The sequence below is a fragment of the Vibrio sp. L85 genome (assembly GCF_963871815.1).
Classification (GTDB): domain Bacteria; phylum Pseudomonadota; class Gammaproteobacteria; order Enterobacterales; family Vibrionaceae; genus Vibrio; species Vibrio harveyi.
Map to the genome: position 1 here is coordinate 177,229 of NZ_CAWMYL010000012.1, position 20,280 is coordinate 197,508.

Below are 20,280 nucleotides of genomic sequence, written 5' to 3' on the forward strand. Positions count from 1 at the left end.
GATAATCCAACAAGTTGGGCTTTCGTAATTTAGATTCAAGTTTGAGATTAAGTAATAGAGATCACCTTCTCAAAAATAACGTACGTTAGCCTACTTTATTAGCAAAAGCCTCTGGCAACATGCCAAAGGCTTTAATTCTTTTAATCTGTCAATTACTGCTCTTTTGCAAGCGGTGGCACTTCACGACCACGACGCTCATAGAATTCAGTAACAAACTCATCGAAACGATCTTCATCAATCGCCTTACGAATGCTTTCCATCAGACGCTGGTAGTAGCGTAGGTTGTGGATAGTGTTCAGACGAGCACCTAGGATTTCGTTACAACGCTCTAGGTGGTGAAGGTACGATTTGCTGTAGTGCTGACAAGTGTAACAGTCGCAATGCGGATCTAGCGGAGTTGTATCCGTTTTATGTTTCGCATTACGGATCTTGATCACACCACCAGTCACAAATAGGTGACCGTTACGCGCGTTACGCGTTGGCATTACACAGTCAAACATGTCGATACCACGACGAACACCTTCAACCAAATCTTCCGGTTTACCTACACCCATTAGGTAACGAGGCTTATCTTCTGGAAGTTGTGGACATGTGTGTTCAAGAATACGGTGCATGTCTTCTTTCGGTTCGCCTACTGCAAGACCACCAACTGCGTAACCATCAAAGCCGATTTCTGTCAGACCTTTGATAGACACATCACGTAGATCTTCGTAAACACCACCTTGAACGATACCAAATAGGTTGTTCGGGTTTTCTAGTTTGTTGAAGTGATCACGTGAGCGTTGTGCCCAGCGTAGTGACATTTCCATCGATTTTTTCGCTTCGTTGTGTGTCGCCGGGTATGGCGTACACTCGTCGAAGATCATTACGATGTCAGAACCTAGGTCTTTTTGGATTTCCATCGACTTTTCCGCGTCCATGAAAATCTTGTCACCGTTTACAGGGCTACGGAAGTGAACACCTTTCTCAGTGATCTTACGCATTTTTCCTAGACTGAATACTTGGAAACCGCCTGAATCGGTAAGAATAGGACCGTGCCAGTTCATGAAATCGTGCAGGTCACCGTGCATTTTCATCACTTCTTGACCAGGACGTAGCCATAGGTGGAAAGTGTTACCTAGCAGGATTTCTGCACCAGTACCTTTCACTTCTTCTGGTGTCATGCCTTTAACGGTACCGTAAGTACCTACTGGCATGAACGCAGGAGTTTGAACAGTGCCACGTTCGAAGGTCAATTGACCACGACGTGCATTGCCGTTTTTCTTCTTAAGATCGAATTTTAATTTCACGATGCCTCCGGGTGTCAGAGAAACAGTCTGACTATTTATCCAGGGTGGTAAACCCTATTTTAAGGAGCGGTCGCTTTTCCGTGCGAGAGACAAAGCAGAGATTCCACTTTATTTCCTAGCTTACTGCTAGCACTCGTAAATCGTTAACTTTCTCCCCCTCCTAGCCTCACCCTTTTTTGAGAGGAGGGCTAGAGAGGGGTCAAAACATTATGCGGTCTTCTTTTTAATAAACATTGAATCACCGTACGAGAAGAAACGGTATTTGTTTTCCACCGCGTGCTTGTAAGCATTCATGGTGTTCTCGTAACCTGCAAACGCACTTACCAACATGATCAGGGTTGATTCAGGTAAGTGGAAGTTGGTGATCAAGCAATCCACCAGCTGGTACTCGTAACCAGGGTAGATAAAGATTTCAGTATCGCCAAAGAATGGAACCAGTTCTGTGCCTTTCTTAAGCGCGTCTTGCGCTGCACTTTCTAGTGAGCGAACAGACGTTGTACCTACAGCGATGATGCGACCACCGCGCGCCTTAGTTGCGTTAATCGCATCCACTACGTCTTGTGGTACTTCAACGTATTCTGCGTGCATGTGGTGATCATTAATGTCATCCACTTTAACTGGCTGGAACGTACCCGCTCCCACATGCAAAGTAACGTATGCAAACTCAGCGCCTTTCGCTTTGATTTTTTCAAGCAGAACATCATCAAAGTGAAGACCCGCCGTTGGCGCAGCAACCGCACCAGGCTTTTGGTTGTAAACCGTTTGGTAACGCTCTTTATCCGCGTCTTCATCTGGACGGTCGATGTATGGAGGAAGTGGCATGTGACCAATTTCTTCCAGAATCTCTAGTACCGTGTTATCAGAATTAAATTTCAGTTCAAACAGTGCATCATGACGAGCGACCATTTGTGCTGAGTATTCATCGTTTTCACCAACAAAGATCGTTGTACCTGGTTTTGGCGATTTCGAACAACGAACGTGTGCCAGAATGCTTTTCTCGTCGAGCATGCGCTCCACTAACACCTCTAGCTTACCGCCTGATTCTTTACGACCAAACAAACGCGCAGGAATCACGCGAGTATTGTTGAAAACCACTAGGTCACCGGCTTGAACCTGCTCCAGCACATCGGTAAACGTGCCATCAATAAGTTCACCAGTATTGCCGTCCATTTGCAGCAGTCGGCTAGCGGTACGCTCTGGTTGAGGGTAGCGAGCGATGAGTTCATCTGGAAGGTCGAAATGGAAATCTGATACTTGCATGTTACTTGTCTTATCTATTGGTCAAATCACGTCAAAGACGACGATAAAATTGCGACGAGTTTTTCGCAGCAGACTAGTATATGTTTACATGCTGCAATAGCAAGCAAATCCCCCTAGATTGACTGTAAAAGCTTTCACCAAGAGTGTAATAAAACGTGAAAGACGCAAAACAGACGCGCATAAAAAAAGCAGCGAAGTTCGCTGCTTTTTAAAATGTTTATCAGTCGTTGATCGTTTAACTTTTGCGTCGGCGCGCCCACACCAGTGGAACCAATAAGCCGAATAGCCAAGCGCCTAGGCTACCACCGTCGTCCTCAGAACCTCTGAAATCACAATTGTTGGTCGCAATGCCATCGTGGCACTCCTCTTCCCCACCACCACTTCCACTATTCGCTTCTTTGATGAAATTCGGCTCAATGATGTAACTGCTCGGTGGGCCACCGGCGGTGATGTAAGACTGCACCCAATCGTAATATTGGCTCACTTTGGTGTAGAAGCTTGGGATCGTCAAAGAGCCACACGTAGGCAGAATAAGAGGCGCACCACTAACAATTCCAATCTGTTTGCCCGTCGCCACATCCACCAGCGGACCACCACTATCACCTTTACACGCGGAGTTGCCATACTGAGTATGGCTATCCGGTTCTAACACTCGGTTTTTCGTTGGTAGTGTACAGATTTTGGTTTGGTTCTCTCTGGAATCAATGATCCCCGGAAAACTGCTGCCAATTTCTAAACGCTCATAACATTTATCGATAGGTAAAAATGTACTGATGGTAGTTTTGAGCGTATTGGAAGGTTCAGATGCATCCGGCTGAGTGGTTCCCCACCCAAATACTTGCACGTTTTCGACACGTTGATTGGTCAGGTCGTTATCGTTCCAATCCGCTGCCAGACGCGCTTCGATATTCTCCATATCAGTTTTATTCGCTAAGTCAGCAAAGCGTGCATTTGCTACTGGGCGTGTGAGATACAATAACGCGATGTCTGAGTCTAAACCCGTTTTGATAGGTTTCACATTGCCATTGCTGTCAATCTCAGCCTTTGAAATCCGCGTGTAGTCGGGGTGAACCACAACGTGAGACACAGGATAGAAGTTATCCAGCCCAGCAGAGTTAAGTTCATAAACGTTGGCATTCACCGACAGTTCTCCCGGCGGAGTCACATAGTAGCTCGCTTCGTTGGTTCCCTGCCCCATCACCACACAGTGTGCCGCAGTCAACACCCATCGTTCAGTCAGCATAGTGCCGCCACACAACGGGAACTCTGCCATGTTACTTGCTCGTAAAGTCACGCGATCTACCGGGTCGGTTTGCTCATCTCCTAGCACAATTGCCTGAGCAGATTGCATGCTGAATGCCGCTACTGTCAGCGCAATGAGTTTGTTACACGTTGTTCGTTTCATTTAGGTTGTTATCTTCAATCTGGTAAGCCTGAGCGTATCTTCTTCCACAGGCTTATCTTGGAAAATCAAGCAAGTAAAAATGTGCGATTCAATTCATTGGATTAACTGCGGTCTACACACCTTATCAGTCAAAAGTGCAAACTGACTCGCATTGAGTTTCCACCCTGCAACTACCAATTAAAAACAAACTTATCAATAGAGATAAGGGCGACTATATTGAGAGTGAGCGATACGCTCTTTGATGATAAATTGAGGTAAGTATGAAGACCTTTCTAGCCACTTTGAGTGCTTCAATATTGTTGTTTTCTGCCAGCAGTTTTGGCGATGAGAGAACAAATTTGTTTCGAGCTCAGCAACAAGCTTGTGCCTTAAAACAAGTCCCTCGCCACTGCGCTGTGAACGTACCTGGTAAACACTACATTGGTCGCTGTGTCGATGCGAAAGCGTATGGTCTTATCTGTGTGCATTTCAAGCAACGTTAAGAGTAACCAAAGCTAAGGTTTCAACGCCTTAGCTTTGGTTATTTATGGTAGCGCTTACATCCTAACATCGCCCTAAATGAGTAGCTGGATTTATGGAAAACACCAGTCCATTTTCACCTCTGATTGATCTCCATCTAATCGTATTATTTTATTAGTGAAAAACGAGTTAGCTCCCAGATATACAGCAAAATATTCTCTATATTTAAGAGAAGGACAATGCCGCTGGAGGTCTCTATGATCAAGGTTGAAGACATGATGACTCGCAACCCTCATACCTTGCTGCGTGAGCACACATTACGTGACGCAAAAAGTATGATGGACGCGCTTGATATTCGACATATTCCGGTTGTTGATGCCAATAAACACTTAAAAGGCTTGGTGACTCAACGCGATATTCTTGCCGCACAAGAATCCTGCTTGCACCCAGATGAGGCAGAACAATCTTTTACCCTCGATACTCCGCTTTACCAAATGATGCACACCAACATCATGACTGCCGAACCAAGGGCAGGTTTAAAAGAAAGCGCAATCTATATGCAAAAGCATAAAGTCGGCTGTTTGCCAGTGGTCAATAAAGGTCACTTGGTCGGCATCATCACTGATACAGACTTTGTGACTATTGCAATTAACTTGTTAGAGCTGCAAGAAGAAACCGAGCCGGAAGAAATGGAAGCGGATTAATACGCCACTACGTTTTTCTCGAATCGTAGACAAAAAAAGAGCGGCTCAATCGCCGCTCAAAGATGTCATTACTAACGTAGTAATAGTCGACTCTATGATGATTAAAATTGGTCTTCTTCAGTAGAACCTGTCAGTGCTGTCACTGATGAGTTACCACCTTGGATTGTATTGGTCATTCTATCGAAGTAGCCCGTACCAACTTCTTGTTGGTGCGCTACGAACGTGTAGCCTTTTTCTGCCGCTTCAAACTCAGGACGCTGAACTTTCTCAACGTAATGACGCATGCCTTCGCCTTGTGCGTAAGCGTGTGCCAGTTCGAACATGTTGAACCACATGTTGTGAATACCAGCTAGCGTGATGAACTGGTACTTGTAGCCCATGTTAGCCAGCTCTTGTTGGAACTTAGCAATGGTTTCTGCGTCTAGGTTCTTCTCCCAGTTGAATGAAGGCGAACAGTTGTATGCCAACAATTGGTCTGGGTACTCTGCATGAATCGCTTCTGCAAACTTGCGTGCTTCTTCTAGACATGGCGTTGCTGTCTCACACCAGATTAGATCTGCATATGGCGCGTAAGCTAGACCACGAGAGATAGCTTGGTCGATACCTGCACGTACACGGTAGAAACCTTCTTGAGTACGCTCACCTTCGATGAAGTCTTTATCGTATGGGTCACAGTCAGATGTTAGTAGGTCTGCTGCGTTTGCATCGGTACGTGCGATTACCAGTGTTGTCGTGCCAGCAACGTCCGCTGCTAGGCGAGCTGCTACCAGTTTTTGCACTGCTTCTTGAGTTGGAACCAGTACTTTACCGCCCATATGGCCACACTTCTTCACAGATGCTAGTTGGTCTTCAAAGTGAACACCTGCCGCACCTGCGTCGATCATCGATTTCATTAGCTCGTAAGCATTCAGTACGCCACCAAAGCCTGCTTCCGCATCCGCTACGATTGGTAGGAAATAATCAATACCGCCTTCGTCTTCTGGTGACTTACCTGCTGACCACTGAATTTGGTCTGCACGACGGAATGAGTTATTGATGCGTTTTACTACCGACGGTACAGAATCTACTGGGTACAGAGATTGATCTGGGTACATCGTCGAAGCGGTATTGTTGTCCGCCGCTACCTGCCAACCTGATAGGTAAATCGCTTCAATACCTGCTTTTGCTTGCTGTACGGCTTGACCACCCGTCAGTGCACCAAGACAGTTTACGTAGCCTTTCTTTGAACTACCGTTGACCAGTGACCAAAGTTTGTCAGCACCACGTTGTGCAATTGTGTTCGCAGGCACCATAGAGCCACGCAGTTCTACCACTTCTTCTGCTGTGTAAGTACGCTTTACGTTTTTCCAGCGTGGGTTGGTTGCCCAATCTTTTTCCAGAGCTTCAATTTGTTGGCGGCGAGTTAAGTTAGTCATTGGTCTATCCCTCTTATAATGTGCACTTGTGCATGTGCGTTGAGTTTTCCGTTCTCAGGCAGTACATCCTTATCTGCCTCGAATCTTTCACGTAATCGTTAAACAAACACGTATTAGTTAAATAAACATGTATTAGTTCAATAAATTGAGTGTTCTAAATCTTTGGGTTAATCCAAGTAGTCATAACCTGGAATGGTTAAAAAGTTGGTCAGTTCATCGCTTGTGGTGAGCCTTGCCATCAAGTCTGCCGCTTCTTCAAATCGACCTGCTTGGTAACGCTGCTCGCCAATTTCTTGCTTCACGACTTCAATCTCTTCTTTCAGATAGAGTTCGAACAGCTCTTTAGTGACCTTCAATCCGTTGTCGAGCGACTTGCCGTGTTGAATCCATTGCCAGATAGAAGCACGGGAGATTTCTGCCGTTGCTGCGTCTTCCATCAGCCCGTAAATCGGCACACAACCGTTGCCAGAAATCCAAGCTTCGATATATTGCAGCGCAACGCGGATGTTGTGGCGCATACCTTCTTCTGAGCGCTCACCCTCACACGGTTCAAGCAGCTCTGCGGCGGTGATTGGTGCGTCTTCTGAGCGGCTCACGTCCAATTGGTTGGTGCGCTGCCCCAGTGTGGCACTGAATACTTCCATTGCGGTGTCTGCCAACCCTGGGTGAGCAACCCAAGTACCGTCATGACCGTTGTTAGCTTCTAGCGATTTATCGTTGTGGATCTTATCCAGTACTTTTTGGTTTTCTTGTGGGTCTTTAGCCGGAATAAAGGCTGCCATGCCGCCCATCGCAAATGCGCCACGTTTATGACAGGTACGCACCAACAATCTTGAGTAAGCGTTGAGGAATGGCTTATCCATGGTCACCACTTGGCGATCCGGAAGTACGCGGTCTGGGTGGTTTTTCAGTGTTTTGATGTAGCTAAAGATGTAATCCCAGCGACCACAGTTCAAACCAACGATGTGCTCTTTCAGAGAGAACAAAATCTCATCCATTTCGAATACGGCTGGTAAGGTTTCAATCAGCACTGTCGCTTTGATGGTACCTGTATCCAAACCGAAATACTCTTCGGTGAAATGGAACACTTCGCTCCACCACTTCGCTTCATGATGCGATTGCAGTTTCGGGATGTAGAAGTAAGGACCGCTTCCCTTTTTCAGTAGCGCTTTATAGTTGTTGTAGAAGTACAGAGCGAAATCGAATAGCGCACCTGGAATGATCTGACCGTGCCACGTTACGTGTTTTTCTTTTAAATGCAGTCCGCGAACACGGCAGATCAACACCGCAGGGTCTTCTGCCAGCTGATAGTGTTTGCCATTGCCAGGGTTGGTGTAGCTGATAGTGCCATTAACAGCGTCGCGCAGGTTGATTTGACCATCCAGCACTTTACTCCACGCAGGGGACATCGAATCTTCGAAGTCTGCCATGAACACTTTTACATTCGCATTCAGTGCGTTAATCACCATCTTGCGATCAGTCGGTCCTGTAATCTCCACTCGGCGATCTTGCAGATCTTGCGGGATTCCAAGGATCTTCCAGCTTCCTTCACGAATGTCTTGTGTCTCTGGTAGAAAGTCTGGCAATTCACCAGCGTCGATGCGTGCTTGCTTCTCTTCTCGTGCTTCCAGCAACTGTTCAACACGTCCGGCAAATTTTTCACACAGTAGAGATAAAAAGGTTTGGGCTTCAACAGGGAAAATTGCTTGATGTTCAGGAGCAACGACTCCATTCACCTCAAGCATGCCTTGGGTTTGCTTTAGTTGTTGTGTTTTTTGTTCTGTCTGAGCAAGCATAATCATTCATCCTTAACGTGCTTTATCCATCTTGGGCAGTCAGCCTAAAGCTACATTTGTAAGTTATGAACAACAAATTACATCCTTCGATTTGGTGTTCACTTCGCTTCGTTGTGTCTATACATTGCGCAACCTGAATTGCTTTTTCAATCTAGACATAAGTCTTACAAGCCTTTAATTAAGCTAACTCAACAAAGGTTTAAGCGAAACCCCTCAAGTAAACAAAACGTTAAATTCAAAGTTTTATTCGGTATCAAACAAGTGTTTGATTTTTGAGTTTAATTTGTAAGTTATTACGTAATTAAATTACATTAATTTTACAGGTCATTTTTGAATTCAAACAAGTGTATGAATAGTGAGGCAAGAGAAAAATCCTTGTATTCACAAGGGCTAGGAAGAGGAAATCAAACGCGACTTAAACGCGTTACATAGGCAGTTGTGTAAAATTAACATTGTGAAATTTCACTATTTTATGAAAGCTTCATGAAAGTTCATCTGTAAAATTTTACAAGTCAAAGTTCACGCGCAGAATAAAATGCTAAAAAGCGCACTATTTCCAGTGCGCTTTTTGATATTAGATCGGGAGTAGCAGGCTAATACTAATAGCTAAAGCAGTTCAGAGACGACTTCTGCCAATTGATTGAAAGTGTTTGATCGTGACGAACTCGGACGCCAAACCAAACCAATATCGCGATACGCTTGCTGACCAGGAGGGTCGATCACCACTAAGTTCTGGTTATGTAGCAAACCATGATCAATCGCCATTTGCGGAATAAACGTGGTGCCCAGACCATTCGCTACCATTTGCACCAATGTATGAAGACTGGTTGCGGTGAATGGGTTGATCTTCTCTTTGTCCGTCAACTTACATGCTGAAACCGCGTGCTCTGTAAGACAGTGCTCTTTCTCTAATAAGAAGACGGATTCATCTGGCAAGTCTGCATAACGGATCGGCACAGGAACGGAATCCGCTTGATTGGCACTGATCACCATGCGGAACGGGTCTTGTCCCACTACTCGGCTTTCCATTCCTTCTATCTCTACAGGCAGAGCCAGAATCAACACGTCCAACTCACCGTGGCGAAGTGCTTGCAGCAAGTTAGTCGTCGTGTCTTCTCTTAATAGAAGGTTTAATTGAGGGAAGCGGTAGTTCACCTCCTGAACAAGGTCGCACAATAAGAACGGAGCAATGGTCGGAATACAGCCTACTTTAAGCTGCCCTTCCATATCATCGCCTTGGCATAGACGCCCCAGTTCAACAAGATCTTGCCCTTTAGCGAGCAGTTCTCGACCATGTTGCACCACCATCTCACCAGCTTGGGTGAAAACTAATGGGCTTTTTTTATCTTTCTTTTCATAAAGCGGGCAACCAATCAACTCTTCAAGGTTTTGGATGCCTTTACTTAAGGTAGATTGACTGACAAAACAACGCTCAGCAGCATCACTAAAATGTCGAGTTTCATGCAGAGTGACCAAATAGTGTAACTGCTTCAAGCTAGGCCATTTATTCATAATTCTATTTGTATCTATTGCTGTTCCAGTGATCGAGATAATAGTTTCGTTATTATCGCTTTTTTCGATGAACTCAATCTATTTATTTCGCTTTTTTCAATACTACAATCTGTACTATAGTTTGTCTCGCACAAACAAGGACCAAACCTAAATAACTGAATGTAGGTTTGGATCAAACCAAATTTTTTAGGAGCAAAAAAATGGTACTAGTAGGTCGTCAAGCCCCTGACTTTACTGCAGCAGCTGTTCTAGGTAACGGCGAAATCGTTGAAAACTTCAACTTTGCAGAATTCACTAAAGGTAAGAAAGCAGTAGTATTCTTCTACCCACTAGATTTCACTTTCGTTTGCCCATCTGAGCTAATCGCATTCGACAACCGTCTAGCTGATTTCCAAGCTAAAGGTGTTGAAGTAATCGGTGTTTCTATCGATTCTCAGTTCTCTCACAACGCATGGCGTAACACTGCTATCGAAGATGGCGGTATCGGTCAAGTTAAATACCCTCTAGTTGCTGACGTTAAACACGAAATCTGTAAAGCGTACGATGTAGAGCACCCAGAAGCAGGCGTTGCTTTCCGTGGTTCTTTCCTAATCGACGAAGAAGGTCTTGTACGTCACCAAGTAGTTAACGATCTACCACTAGGTCGTAACATCGACGAAATGCTACGCATGGTTGATGCACTAAACTTCCACCAGAAGCACGGCGAAGTATGTCCTGCACAATGGGAAGAAGGTAAAGCAGGTATGGACGCATCTCCAAAAGGTGTTGCAGCGTTCCTATCTGAGCACGCAGACGACCTAAGCAAGTAATAGACTACATAGCCCAAGCTCAACGGGCGTGTTGGTTGGATGTATATATAAAGCAAAAAGCTATAGCGGAAAAACCGCAAACGCCAATCAGTCTAAGTAAAGTCATAAAAAAGCCCAGAGTTCACTCTGGGCTTTCTTTTTATCTGCATTTTTGAAAAGCAAAAGAGGCAAGCATCACGCAAAAAGTTTACCTCTATTTCCCTCCATCTCAGTACAGATTCTCCCCTTTCGTCCTGCTAGTATTTGCTGTAATTACAATAATTCAGGACAACCTAGTGAACACTCAGCTTGAAGTCTGTATTGATAACATTGAATCTCTCCACAACGCGATTGCCGGTGGTGCAACCCGCATCGAACTCTGCTCTTCACTTGCATTGGGTGGCTTAACCCCAAGCTATGGCTTTATGCAGCAAGTCGCTAAACGCTCTACTATTCCGGTTTACGCGATGATTCGCCCTCGCCAAGGCGACTTCTTCTACAGTGAGGAAGAAATCGAAATGATGCGTTGGGATATTGAAGCCGCTAAACAAGCAGGCTTGAATGGTGTCGTACTCGGCGTGCTCACTCAAGACGGCAATATTCATATGCCGTACGCAACTGCGCTGTGTGAATTTGCTCAAGCGCTTGGCTTAGGCGTGACCTTCCATCGTGCCTTTGATCAGTGTCGCGACGCTGAAAAAGCGTTAGAAGAAGTGATCAGCTTAGGTTGTGAACGTATTTTAACCTCCGGTCTTGCGCCTTCGGCGCCGCAAGGTATCGATGTGCTTAAAACCTTAGTTGAACAAGCACAAGGACGCATTGCGATCATGGCGGGCGCCGGTGTGAATGCGGACAATGTTGGTCAGATCGTTGAACAAGCCAAAATCACTGAAGTGCATTTATCTGGCAAGACAACTCGCCCAAGTCACATGACCTTTATTGCCGAGCAAAGCAAAATGGGCGCTGCCGATATAGATGATTTTTCGATTCCAGTCACCAACACCGATGCTATCGCGAACATGGTAACAGCTCTCAATTAAGAGCTTTCAAATCCCGTCTTTGGTTATTGAGTGCTAACATATTGATAACTAAGGACGGGAGGATACATGGCGAAACTGAAGAAAAAGGAATACGAAGAAGCACTAGAACAACTGCAAATTGAGTTGGTTAAGCTCCAAGAGTGGGTCAAACACAAAGGGCTTAAAGTCGTGGTACTTTTTGAAGGACGTGACGCCGCTGGCAAAGGTGGCACCATCAAACGCATCACTGAAAAACTCAACCCTCGTGTCTGCCGTATCGCAGCCCTTCCCGCCCCAACAGAGAAAGAAAAAACACAATGGTACTTCCAGCGTTATGTGGCACACCTGCCTGCTGCTGGAGAAATCGTACTGTTTGACCGCAGTTGGTACAACCGTGCCGGCGTAGAGAAAGTCATGGGCTTTTGTACCCCAGATCAATATGAAGAGTTTCTCCGTTCTTGCCCGGAGTTTGAACGCATGCTTCAGCGCTCTGGCATCATCTTAATTAAGTACTGGTTTTCGGTCTCCGATGAAGAGCAAGAAAAGCGCTTTCTAGAACGCATCAACACCCCAATTAAACGCTGGAAGTTCAGCCCAATGGATTTGGAATCACGCAATCGCTGGGCAGAATATTCAGAGGCAAAAGATAAGATGTTTGCCTACACAGATACGAAAAACTGTCCTTGGTGGGTAGTCCCTTCTGATGATAAAAAGAAAGCTCGATTGAACTGTATCAGCCATCTGCTTAGTCAAGTCGAATACGAAGAACTTGAGCATCCAGTTATCGAATTGCCAGAGTTGAATAAAGAAGGTTATGTCCGTGCGCCTATCGACGATCAAACCTTCGTTCCTGATAAATATTAGAGATGTATCATGGCGAAAGACCTGTTTCACACCCTTGACCTGAATCTGCTCAAGACCTTTATGGTTTTGATGCAAGAGCGAAACATGCGTAAAGCATCACAGCGCTTGTTTGTCTCTCAGCCAGCGATCAGTCAGGCATTACAAAAGCTACGTAATCACTTCGATGATGAGCTGTTTGTGAAGGTCAAAACTGGTCTTGAACCGACACCGTTCGCCGAATCTCTTGCCAATGATATTACCCCCCATCTCGATGGTTTAGCTGCCGCAGTTAATCGCTCTCATCAGTTTGATCCTGCCGAAGTGGACAACAAAATTCGAATTGCACTGGCACCAATCACAATGACTTGCTTGCCCGGTTTCCTCTTCGAACAAATGAGAGCGTTAGCCCCTAATGCTCAACTTGAATTAGTTGGTTGGTCGAACAGCACGGTTGATGAGATCTTGAAAGGTGAAACACTGATGGGAGTAAATTACGAGTTACTTCTGACCAATAAAGAGATCTACACGCCGAAGCTACTGGATTTGAAAGGGCGTATTTTTGTCCGTGAAGATCACCCAATCACCAAGACTCATGTTGAGCCACATGATCTTGGCGGATACCCAATTGCTTCTTTGATTTCCCCAGGTTGGAACGACAAGTTCAGTTACGCATCTGAGCTTCTTACCGAAATGGGCATTGAACACAGCATTGGCTTTCGCTCAGAAATGGTCTCTGCAATACTTGATGTCGTCAAACACACCGACATGTATTTACCTCACTCCAATTTACTTCCGGTAGAGCAATTTCCGGGATTAAGAGCCGTTGATGTCACGATTGATGGTCAACCACAAATGAAGTCTATTCACGCTCATATGCATGTGAGAAACCGGAATAACCCACTAGTAAAATGGTTAACAGAGCTTATTCAACAAGGCCTAAAATCACAGGGTGATAAGATTTGATTATCACTGAGATAATGATAGCCATTTAGTCATAAATCATACTTCTCAATAAGATAGCCCTGCTTTTAAGGGAAATGACAAAAAGCGATTGCTTACAGTAAGGATGCTGTCCCTCGTTTACTTATTGAGAGTTCAGACATGACTAAAAAAATTGTAAAGCTTACCGCTGCTTGCACCCTTCTTGCTTCTTTCAGCTCAATTGCAGCTGTTATCCCGGATCGTCCACACCCAGGCATTCCAACCAACCCAATTCAAGGTGTGCCAGAGCAACCTGTTCTACCAGAAGTTGATAACGGTGTTCCTGGAGTGCCAGATCGTCCACATCCAGATCAATCACCAACACCACCAATCGAAGCAGCACCAGAGCACCCAACGCTTCCTGAACCAGACAACGGTATTCCTGAAGTCCCAGAGCGTCCAACACCGCAACTGCCATCAAACCCTATTGAAAATAACCCGACGGATGACCGCCTGAACCACTTAGAAGGCTTAGCCGCAGAATACGACTACCGCTTAAACCAACAAGCAGAACAAATGGATGGTATTCGCGCAAGTCTACACGCAGTGACCAACGCTCGCCCTTACGCAACCAATGGTGAACTGGCAATCGGTGCCGGTGTGGGTTTTTCTGGTAGTAAAGAAGCAGTAGCGATTGGTGGTGCGTACGGTCTAAGTGATCAAGTAAGCCTGTCAGGCACATTCCACTATGAATCATCAGGCAAATATTCTTCATCTGACGTTGCTGGCGGCGTTGGTGTTCAAATTAGCTTTAAGTAAAAACTGCACTCAATAAGTTCATAGCCAAGGAAGGCTTTTATTTAGGTAACTCTATGAAACGCAAATTCTTTCTCGCTGCCCTTATTCTCGCTCCTATTAGTGTCCAAGCTTCAGGTATTTATGTCTCTCCAGAAGTTAAAATTGGCTCATTTCGAGGGGCAGGTATCCAATTGGGGGCGACCGATATTGCGGGCTTTGATGCGCTGTATTTTGATTACTCTCAGATTACTTATAAGAGCGGTAATTATGATGAAACCATTGACGCCTACCGTATTGGCTTTCAACACTTATTTGGTCATCAACCACAGATGGGATTTCAAGCGAGCTTAGGATTAGCGCAGTACGATGGAACGTATCGCAATGAACGAAGAGATGCGAACGGATTGAGTATTGGTGGCGCTTACGTATATCAAGTTAACCCAATATTATCAGTTCGAGCAGGTGCGGATTTAGACGTTTTCATGAACGATAAAACACACACCTACACAGACACTGCCATTAACTTTTCTCTAGGCTTTGGTTTGCGCCTCTAAGACTTACTTCAATACGTCATCGATGCTTTGATCACCTAGATGGCGTACATCTTTTCCTTTCACGAAGTAGATAATGTATTCACAGATATTTTGGCAACGGTCACCCACGCGTTCAATGGCTCGCGCCGACCACATCACTTGCAGAATATGTGGAATGTTTTTCGGGTCTTCCATCATGTAAGTCATCAACTGACGAATCACCGCTTCGTATTCCGCATCCAACTTATCATCAAGCTTGTGTACTTCTGCTGCGGCTTCTACATCCATACGAGCAAACGCATCAAGCACTTGGTGTAACATTTGGATTGCTTGACGACATAAAGGCTCTAACGAGACTTGGAATTGGCGCTCTTTCGATGATGGGCTTTCAATCGCCACATAGGCAATACGTGTTGCAACATCACCAATGCGCTCAAGATCTGTGATGGTCTTAATGATAGCCATGATCAAGCGTAAGTCTTTTGCTGTAGGCTGACGCTTAGCAATGATGCGAGTACAAGCGTCATCAATCGACACTTCCATCGCATTAACTTTGTGATCATCACGCACAACTTTACGCGCCAGTTCGATGTCTTCCTTGTGCAAGGCTTGAATAGCATACGACAACTGCTGTTCTACCAAGCCTCCCATGGTGAGTACATGGGTACGAATCGATTCTAGCTCTACGTTAAATTGTCCTGAGATATGACGTCCAAAGTGCATGGCTTTCCTTTTAATCCTTGAAAGGTCGCGGCTTAACCGTAACGACCGGTAATGTAATCTTCGGTTTGTTTCTTCATTGGAGAGGTGAAGATCGAATCCGCATCCGAGTATTCAATCAACTTACCCATATGAATGAATGCAGTGTGGTCACTGACGCGCGCTGCTTGTTGCATGTTATGGGTAACGATAACCACAGTATATTGAGTCTTGAGCTCGTTGATAAGCTCTTCAATAGTTAAAGTTGAGATTGGATCCAACGCCGATGTCGGTTCATCCAATAATAGTACTTCTGGCTCAATCGCAACGGCGCGTGCAATCACCAAACGCTGCTGCTGGCCACCAGAAAGTCCAAATGCGTTTTCATGTAGACGATCTTTTACTTCGTCCCATAATGCCGCAGAACGCAGTGAACGCTCGACCGCATCGTCCAACATGCGACTGTTCTTCACCCCTTGTAGACGAAGACCGTAAACCACGTTTTCGTAAATTGACTTAGGGAATGGGTTTGGGCGCTGGAATACCATGCCTACTCGGCGGCGCAGCATGGCAACATCCACACTTGGGTTGTACACATTCTTACCGTGCAAACGTACTTTTCCTGTCACCTTACAACCTTCGACTAAATCGTTCATTCGGTTGATACAACGCAGCAATGTGGATTTACCACAACCTGACGGTCCGATGAATGCGGTTACGCGTCCTTTAGGGATGCGCATGGAGATATCATGCAGCGCCTGAGCCTGACCATAGAAAAGATTAAGGTTCTCGATCGAGATAGCCGTTTGTTCATCCGTCAGGTTGTGCACATCCAATGGCGGCTCATAACCCAATGTATTATCAAAGTTAAACATGCTTAATCTTGTCCTAAAGTTCGGTATTTCTCTCGCAGATTATTACGAATACTGATTGCTGTTAAGTTTAGTCCGACAATAACCGTCACGAGTAAGAAGGAAGTCGCGTAAACCAACGGACGCGCAGCTTCGATATTAGAGGTCTGGAATCCGACATCGTAAATGTGGAAGCCTAGGTGCATAAATTTTCTGTCTAAATGCACGTAAGGGAATTGCCCATCCACCGGTAAGCTAGAAGCTAACTTCACGACCCCCACCAGCATCAATGGCGCCACTTCCCCCGCAGCGCGAGCAATCGCAAGAATCAAACCAGTGATTATCGCAGGGGTTGCCATAGGCAAAACCACACGCCAAAGCGTTTCGAACTGCGTTGCGCCCAAGGCTAACGAACCATGACGAACGGAGCTCGGAATACGGGTTAAACCTTCTTCTGTGGTAACAATCACCACAGGTAGCGTTAAGACTGCTAGCGTCAATGCAGACCACAACAAGCCCGGCGTACCAAAGGTTGGAGCAGGTAATCGCTCGGCGTAAAACAGGTTATCGATTGAGGCACCAATGGTATAAACAAAAAAGCCCAAACCAAATACGCCGTAAACGATAGAAGGAACACCTGCAAGGTTAATCACCGCAATACGGATCACCCGAGTTAGGGCATTATTCTTGGCATATTCATGCAAATAAATCGCCGCAATCACACCCAATGGCATTACGATGATCGACATGATGATAACCAAGAAAACCGTCCCGAAAATCGCTGGGAAAACACCACCCTCTGAGTTCGATTCACGAGGGTCTTCGGATAAGAACTTCCAAACCTGCTTTCCCCAATGGGCAACCTTTTCAGGCAGTGACATTTGGTTTGGATACCAGTAGTCCAAAATGTCTTCTAATGGAATCGAAACTTGAGTCCCAGTCATGTCTTCGACAATCAGCGCATAATCAGAGAAGCCCAAGCGCAGCCCGTCAAGTTGCATGTCTAGCTTGGCTAACTCTGCTTCAATTTCTGCTTTACGCTGACTGTTGTTTGCTAAAAAGTCTTCAGTGATGGTGTCGTTAAGCTCGTGCTTACGTTTATCTAAGCGAAGCTGCTCTAACTGCCATCCCAAGTCTTTTACTTGGTCATCCACCAGCATGTCGATTTCGTGATGCAAGGTTTCGGCATCATCGAGCTTTTGATCCAAAAGCTTTTGAATGTCATTTTCGTAACGCGTGTTACCATCTTGGAAGGCAACAAACTTACCGAAGAAGTAGCCACCGCTGCTGCGTTCAATCACTGCCCATTCGCCCGGCGTAGTTGGATCATCCAACTGCATTCTCAACACAGAAATAAAGTCCGCTGGGTACAATTCACGGTTGGCAATTTTGATGTTTAGGCGCGTCGCAAACTCTTCGTCATCCGCGAGTTTATTCGCCGCTTCTTCTGGTAGGTAACTTCTTGGCACAAAGCTGCGCTCGTAAACCTGACCAACCAGAATCGAATTTTCATGCAGCACTTCGCCCTGCACCGGAGTCAGCGCAGCAACATTCCATTGATAAAGTGGCGCAGGCCAGAAGTAAGTAAGCCCCTTCCAGCCAATCAATAGCAATAAACCGAGGACAGAAAGCAGACTGATGCTTACCGCTCCCCCGGTTAACCAAATCCAAGGTGCGCCAGAACGAATCCAATTTAACACGCTATTACTCGCTCTTTCGTTAACTGATTACAACGCACGATATTTATCTCTTAGTCTTTGACGAACCCATTCCGCCAAGGCGTTCACCGCAAAGGTGAAGACAAACAAAATTAATGCCGATAGGAACAACAATCGGTAGTGCGAACTGCCTACTTCCGACTCTGGCAATTCAACCGCAATGGTCGCCGACAAGCTACGCAAACCCTCTAGTACGTTCCAATCCATTAATGGTGTATTACCCGTCGCCATTAATACAATCATGGTTTCGCCCACAGCGCGACCAAGTCCCATCATGATTGCCGAGAAGATCCCCGGACTGGCTGTTAACAGAACCACATAAATCAGCGTTTGCCATGGCGTCGCGCCAAGTGCTAATGAACCATCCGATAAGTGTTTCGGCACAGAGAAAATCGCATCTTCGGCAATGGTGAAAATCGTTGGAATAACCGCAAAGCCCATAGCCAAACCAACCACCAGCGCGTTACGTTGGTCAAAGCCAATGCCATGGTCAGTCAGAAACAAGCGCATGTCCCCGCCAAAAAAGGCTTGCTCAAGCATTGGTGATACCCACACACCCAAACCGATCAACAGCAGAAGCAAAGGCATCAATACCAAAGCATGCCACCCGTTAGGAAGGCGATTACGTATCGGTTGTGGGATCAATGCCCATAGACCGCCCATCACCATGGTGCTCAGAGGCAAAACAAACAGCATCACCACGACGGTAATCAAATGGTCTTCCACAATCGGGGCGAACCAAAGTCCGGCAAGGAAACCAATGATAACCGTAGGCAAAGCTTCCATTAATTCGATTGATGGCTTCACCACGCGACGCATACGTGGTGACATAAAGTAAGCGGTATAAATTGCGCCCAGTACAGCCAGCGGTACCGAGAAAAGCATCGCGAACATCGCCGCCTTGATAGTACCAAACGCAATTGGCACTAAGCTGAATTTCGCCTCGAAGTCATCACTGGCTGAGGTGGATTGCCACACAAATTCAGGCTCTGGGTAACCTTCATACCAAACCTTTTGCCATAAAGAAGACAGAGAGACTTCTGGGTACGGGTTATCAACAAACGCAACATTCAATTCGTCGTTTTGCCATGTTATCAGGTAGCGCTCGTTATTCGACATCCCTGCCATCACTGGCGCTTGTTTGTAGGCACGCTTAAACAGTACCAATTTCTCACTGGTGGTGTAGTGGCTTTGCAACGTACCGTTGGTGTAAAAGCTGTAGAAACCTTTGCGGTGTGAATCGGGAAGTAAATACTTCAGCTCAGACGCCAACTTAAAGTCACGAATGTGAGTCAAAGTTCGCTGATCGCCCTGCAACGTATCAAACCATTGCGATACACGACCATCGTTATGCGTAACAAGCAGAGAATACGCCCCAGCCAACAAATCCATCGTTCTCACAGAGTGCTTTTTATCACCCTGAGTCAGATCGATCACTTCACGCACTGAGAACTTATTGTCACCTTTCACCAAGACAATCAGCTCTGAACCATTGCGCAAGTAAAGGTTATTGCCATCTGGCGTCAGCAGCATTTGGTCTGGCGCATCAAAACCTGAAGAGAAGGTGTAATCATGGGTAACAGGCGATGCATCTAATAATTGAGGAACTTGCCAACGCGCTTTTAGCACGCCACTTTGTGTTTGCCAAACAAGGGTTGGCGTTTGCGTAGAAGCACTAAAAACAAACTTCTTAACTGGATCGGATGCATCTGTCAGTTGCATGTCCATTGAAGTTCGAAACGGCACGACTTCTGGTGGGCGAGTGTTTTCACGCAGCGTAGCGTTAAATTCCGGCTTGAAGATGTGCGCTTTACCTTGGTCATCAACCAAACCATACCAACCTAACCCCGGTGCAGACTGAGAAAACGCCACTGGGTTGTTGGCTATTTGCTGAGTGTACAGCGCAGGTTTACTGGAATCATCGAGAGGAAGAAAACGCACTTCACCGGATTGGGTTAACACCAAACCGATTTGAGAGTAATCATCAACGGAAATTGCGAGTGGCTTCCCGCTTTGGGTAGCACGAGCGGCATAATTGGTTTCGATCTCTGCATCAGAAAACAGAGGGATGATCACCATTGCAAGGTAAACAAAGATCAACACAAGAGCAGCAAGAACGCCTACACCACCGGATGTCACTGCAAATCGAACCAAACGATCTTTGATCAATCGTTTTTTATCTTTTTCCTGCAATGAAAACTCGGCTTGTGCCATTGATCTCTCTACCCTTTTTGACTTAGTACTAGAATATGTCGTTAAGATGACAATTA

18 protein-coding genes are annotated in these 20,280 nt (G+C 45.8%); 8 read left to right on the top strand and 10 right to left on the bottom strand.

Going from position 1 to position 20,280, the window contains the following annotated elements; genetic code table 11:
* Nucleotides 1-152: 152 nt before the first annotated feature.
* The 3 genes from tgt to AACR11_RS02895 all read right to left on the bottom strand — a co-directional run bounded on the left by tgt (nucleotide 153) and on the right by AACR11_RS02895 (nucleotide 3,954).
* Nucleotides 153-1,289: a tRNA guanosine(34) transglycosylase Tgt gene (gene tgt, locus AACR11_RS02885; RefSeq protein WP_009697666.1), complete on the bottom strand. Its 1,137-nt coding sequence runs from the start codon at nucleotides 1,287-1,289 to the stop codon at nucleotides 153-155.
* A gap of 207 nt (nucleotides 1,290-1,496) precedes the next feature.
* Nucleotides 1,497-2,549 carry a tRNA preQ1(34) S-adenosylmethionine ribosyltransferase-isomerase QueA gene (gene queA, locus AACR11_RS02890; RefSeq protein ID WP_009699969.1) on the bottom strand — a complete coding sequence of 351 codons (1,053 nt, stop codon included), beginning with the start codon at nucleotides 2,547-2,549 and terminating at the stop codon, nucleotides 1,497-1,499.
* 235 nt (nucleotides 2,550-2,784) lie between these two features.
* Entirely contained in the window at nucleotides 2,785-3,954 is a 1,170-nt protein-coding gene (locus AACR11_RS02895) for a trypsin-like serine protease (RefSeq protein WP_029789216.1), read from the bottom strand.
* Nucleotides 3,955-4,214: 260 nt separating this feature from the next.
* Here AACR11_RS02895 and AACR11_RS02900 point away from each other — a divergent pair, with 260 nt between their 5' ends.
* Complete coding sequence (locus tag AACR11_RS02900) at nucleotides 4,215-4,436, top strand: hypothetical protein (RefSeq protein ID WP_017818882.1); 222 nt, start codon at nucleotides 4,215-4,217, stop codon at nucleotides 4,434-4,436.
* A gap of 234 nt (nucleotides 4,437-4,670) precedes the next feature.
* Nucleotides 4,671-5,117 (top strand): CBS domain-containing protein, encoded by a 447-nt coding sequence (locus tag AACR11_RS02905; protein ID WP_114145690.1) that lies wholly within the window; start codon nucleotides 4,671-4,673, stop codon nucleotides 5,115-5,117.
* Between the two features lie 101 nt (nucleotides 5,118-5,218).
* Here the strand turns inward: AACR11_RS02905 and aceA are convergent, their stop codons facing one another.
* The 3 genes from aceA to AACR11_RS02920 form a co-directional block, all read right to left on the bottom strand.
* Nucleotides 5,219-6,532 (bottom strand): isocitrate lyase, encoded by a 1,314-nt coding sequence (aceA, locus tag AACR11_RS02910; RefSeq protein WP_005440333.1) that lies wholly within the window; start codon nucleotides 6,530-6,532, stop codon nucleotides 5,219-5,221.
* 167 nt (nucleotides 6,533-6,699) lie between these two features.
* Complete coding sequence (aceB, locus tag AACR11_RS02915) at nucleotides 6,700-8,328, bottom strand: malate synthase A (protein ID WP_005424786.1); 1,629 nt, start codon at nucleotides 8,326-8,328, stop codon at nucleotides 6,700-6,702.
* Nucleotides 8,329-8,934: 606 nt separating this feature from the next.
* Entirely contained in the window at nucleotides 8,935-9,840 is a 906-nt protein-coding gene (locus tag AACR11_RS02920) for a hydrogen peroxide-inducible genes activator (RefSeq protein ID WP_005440336.1), read from the bottom strand.
* Nucleotides 9,841-10,040: 200 nt separating this feature from the next.
* Here AACR11_RS02920 and AACR11_RS02925 point away from each other — a divergent pair, with 200 nt between their 5' ends.
* The 6 genes from AACR11_RS02925 to AACR11_RS02950 all read left to right on the top strand — a co-directional run bounded on the left by AACR11_RS02925 (nucleotide 10,041) and on the right by AACR11_RS02950 (nucleotide 14,763).
* Complete coding sequence (locus AACR11_RS02925; RefSeq protein ID WP_005445301.1) at nucleotides 10,041-10,649, top strand: peroxiredoxin C; 609 nt, start codon at nucleotides 10,041-10,043, stop codon at nucleotides 10,647-10,649.
* A gap of 275 nt (nucleotides 10,650-10,924) precedes the next feature.
* Nucleotides 10,925-11,668 (top strand): copper homeostasis protein CutC, encoded by a 744-nt coding sequence (locus tag AACR11_RS02930; protein WP_009699460.1) that lies wholly within the window; start codon nucleotides 10,925-10,927, stop codon nucleotides 11,666-11,668.
* Between the two features lie 66 nt (nucleotides 11,669-11,734).
* Nucleotides 11,735-12,511, top strand: a complete 777-nt coding sequence (gene ppk2 / locus AACR11_RS02935; protein ID WP_005445296.1) for a polyphosphate kinase 2 — start codon at nucleotides 11,735-11,737, stop codon at nucleotides 12,509-12,511.
* Between the two features lie 9 nt (nucleotides 12,512-12,520).
* Nucleotides 12,521-13,453 carry a LysR family transcriptional regulator gene (locus AACR11_RS02940; RefSeq protein ID WP_005445294.1) on the top strand — a complete coding sequence of 311 codons (933 nt, stop codon included), beginning with the start codon at nucleotides 12,521-12,523 and terminating at the stop codon, nucleotides 13,451-13,453.
* A 138-nt stretch (nucleotides 13,454-13,591) separates the two neighbouring features.
* Nucleotides 13,592-14,230 (top strand): YadA C-terminal domain-containing protein, encoded by a 639-nt coding sequence (locus tag AACR11_RS02945; RefSeq protein ID WP_005445292.1) that lies wholly within the window; start codon nucleotides 13,592-13,594, stop codon nucleotides 14,228-14,230.
* A 53-nt stretch (nucleotides 14,231-14,283) separates the two neighbouring features.
* Nucleotides 14,284-14,763, top strand: a complete 480-nt coding sequence (locus AACR11_RS02950; RefSeq protein WP_009697662.1) for a hypothetical protein — start codon at nucleotides 14,284-14,286, stop codon at nucleotides 14,761-14,763.
* Between the two features lie 3 nt (nucleotides 14,764-14,766).
* On the opposite strand, the gene phoU is transcribed toward AACR11_RS02950, so the two are convergent.
* The 4 genes from phoU to AACR11_RS02970 are packed head-to-tail and all read right to left on the bottom strand — an operon-like array spanning nucleotide 14,767 to nucleotide 20,224.
* Entirely contained in the window at nucleotides 14,767-15,465 is a 699-nt protein-coding gene (gene phoU / locus AACR11_RS02955) for a phosphate signaling complex protein PhoU (protein WP_005440349.1), read from the bottom strand.
* A gap of 32 nt (nucleotides 15,466-15,497) precedes the next feature.
* The gene (pstB, locus tag AACR11_RS02960; protein ID WP_029789218.1) at nucleotides 15,498-16,316 is read right to left on the bottom strand and encodes a phosphate ABC transporter ATP-binding protein PstB; all 819 of its coding nucleotides are present in this window, start codon (nucleotides 16,314-16,316) and stop codon (nucleotides 15,498-15,500) included.
* A gap of 2 nt (nucleotides 16,317-16,318) precedes the next feature.
* Nucleotides 16,319-17,992 carry a phosphate ABC transporter permease PstA gene (gene pstA / locus AACR11_RS02965; RefSeq protein ID WP_009697661.1) on the bottom strand — a complete coding sequence of 558 codons (1,674 nt, stop codon included), beginning with the start codon at nucleotides 17,990-17,992 and terminating at the stop codon, nucleotides 16,319-16,321.
* Between the two features lie 27 nt (nucleotides 17,993-18,019).
* Nucleotides 18,020-20,224 (bottom strand): ABC transporter permease subunit, encoded by a 2,205-nt coding sequence (locus AACR11_RS02970; RefSeq protein WP_029789219.1) that lies wholly within the window; start codon nucleotides 20,222-20,224, stop codon nucleotides 18,020-18,022.
* Nucleotides 20,225-20,280: the final 56 nt, after the last annotated feature.

What these genes read in the sequence shown, in the direction of transcription:
- queA (WP_009699969.1), bottom strand. Translation starts at nt 2,549, where the DNA reads ATGCAAGTATCAGATTTCCATTTCGACCTTCCAGATGAACTCATCGCT.
- AACR11_RS02895 (WP_029789216.1), bottom strand. Translation starts at nt 3,954, where the DNA reads ATGAAACGAACAACGTGTAACAAACTCATTGCGCTGACAGTAGCGGCA.
- AACR11_RS02900 (WP_017818882.1), top strand. Translation starts at nt 4,215, where the DNA reads ATGAAGACCTTTCTAGCCACTTTGAGTGCTTCAATATTGTTGTTTTCT.
- AACR11_RS02905 (WP_114145690.1), top strand. Translation starts at nt 4,671, where the DNA reads ATGATCAAGGTTGAAGACATGATGACTCGCAACCCTCATACCTTGCTG.
- aceA (WP_005440333.1), bottom strand. Translation starts at nt 6,532, where the DNA reads ATGACTAACTTAACTCGCCGCCAACAAATTGAAGCTCTGGAAAAAGAT.
- aceB (WP_005424786.1), bottom strand. Translation starts at nt 8,328, where the DNA reads ATGCTTGCTCAGACAGAACAAAAAACACAACAACTAAAGCAAACCCAA.
- AACR11_RS02920 (WP_005440336.1), bottom strand. Translation starts at nt 9,840, where the DNA reads ATGAATAAATGGCCTAGCTTGAAGCAGTTACACTATTTGGTCACTCTG.
- AACR11_RS02925 (WP_005445301.1), top strand. Translation starts at nt 10,041, where the DNA reads ATGGTACTAGTAGGTCGTCAAGCCCCTGACTTTACTGCAGCAGCTGTT.
- ppk2 (WP_005445296.1), top strand. Translation starts at nt 11,735, where the DNA reads ATGGCGAAACTGAAGAAAAAGGAATACGAAGAAGCACTAGAACAACTG.
- AACR11_RS02940 (WP_005445294.1), top strand. Translation starts at nt 12,521, where the DNA reads ATGGCGAAAGACCTGTTTCACACCCTTGACCTGAATCTGCTCAAGACC.
- AACR11_RS02945 (WP_005445292.1), top strand. Translation starts at nt 13,592, where the DNA reads ATGACTAAAAAAATTGTAAAGCTTACCGCTGCTTGCACCCTTCTTGCT.
- AACR11_RS02950 (WP_009697662.1), top strand. Translation starts at nt 14,284, where the DNA reads ATGAAACGCAAATTCTTTCTCGCTGCCCTTATTCTCGCTCCTATTAGT.
- phoU (WP_005440349.1), bottom strand. Translation starts at nt 15,465, where the DNA reads ATGCACTTTGGACGTCATATCTCAGGACAATTTAACGTAGAGCTAGAA.
- pstB (WP_029789218.1), bottom strand. Translation starts at nt 16,316, where the DNA reads ATGTTTAACTTTGATAATACATTGGGTTATGAGCCGCCATTGGATGTG.
- AACR11_RS02970 (WP_029789219.1), bottom strand. Translation starts at nt 20,224, where the DNA reads ATGGCACAAGCCGAGTTTTCATTGCAGGAAAAAGATAAAAAACGATTG.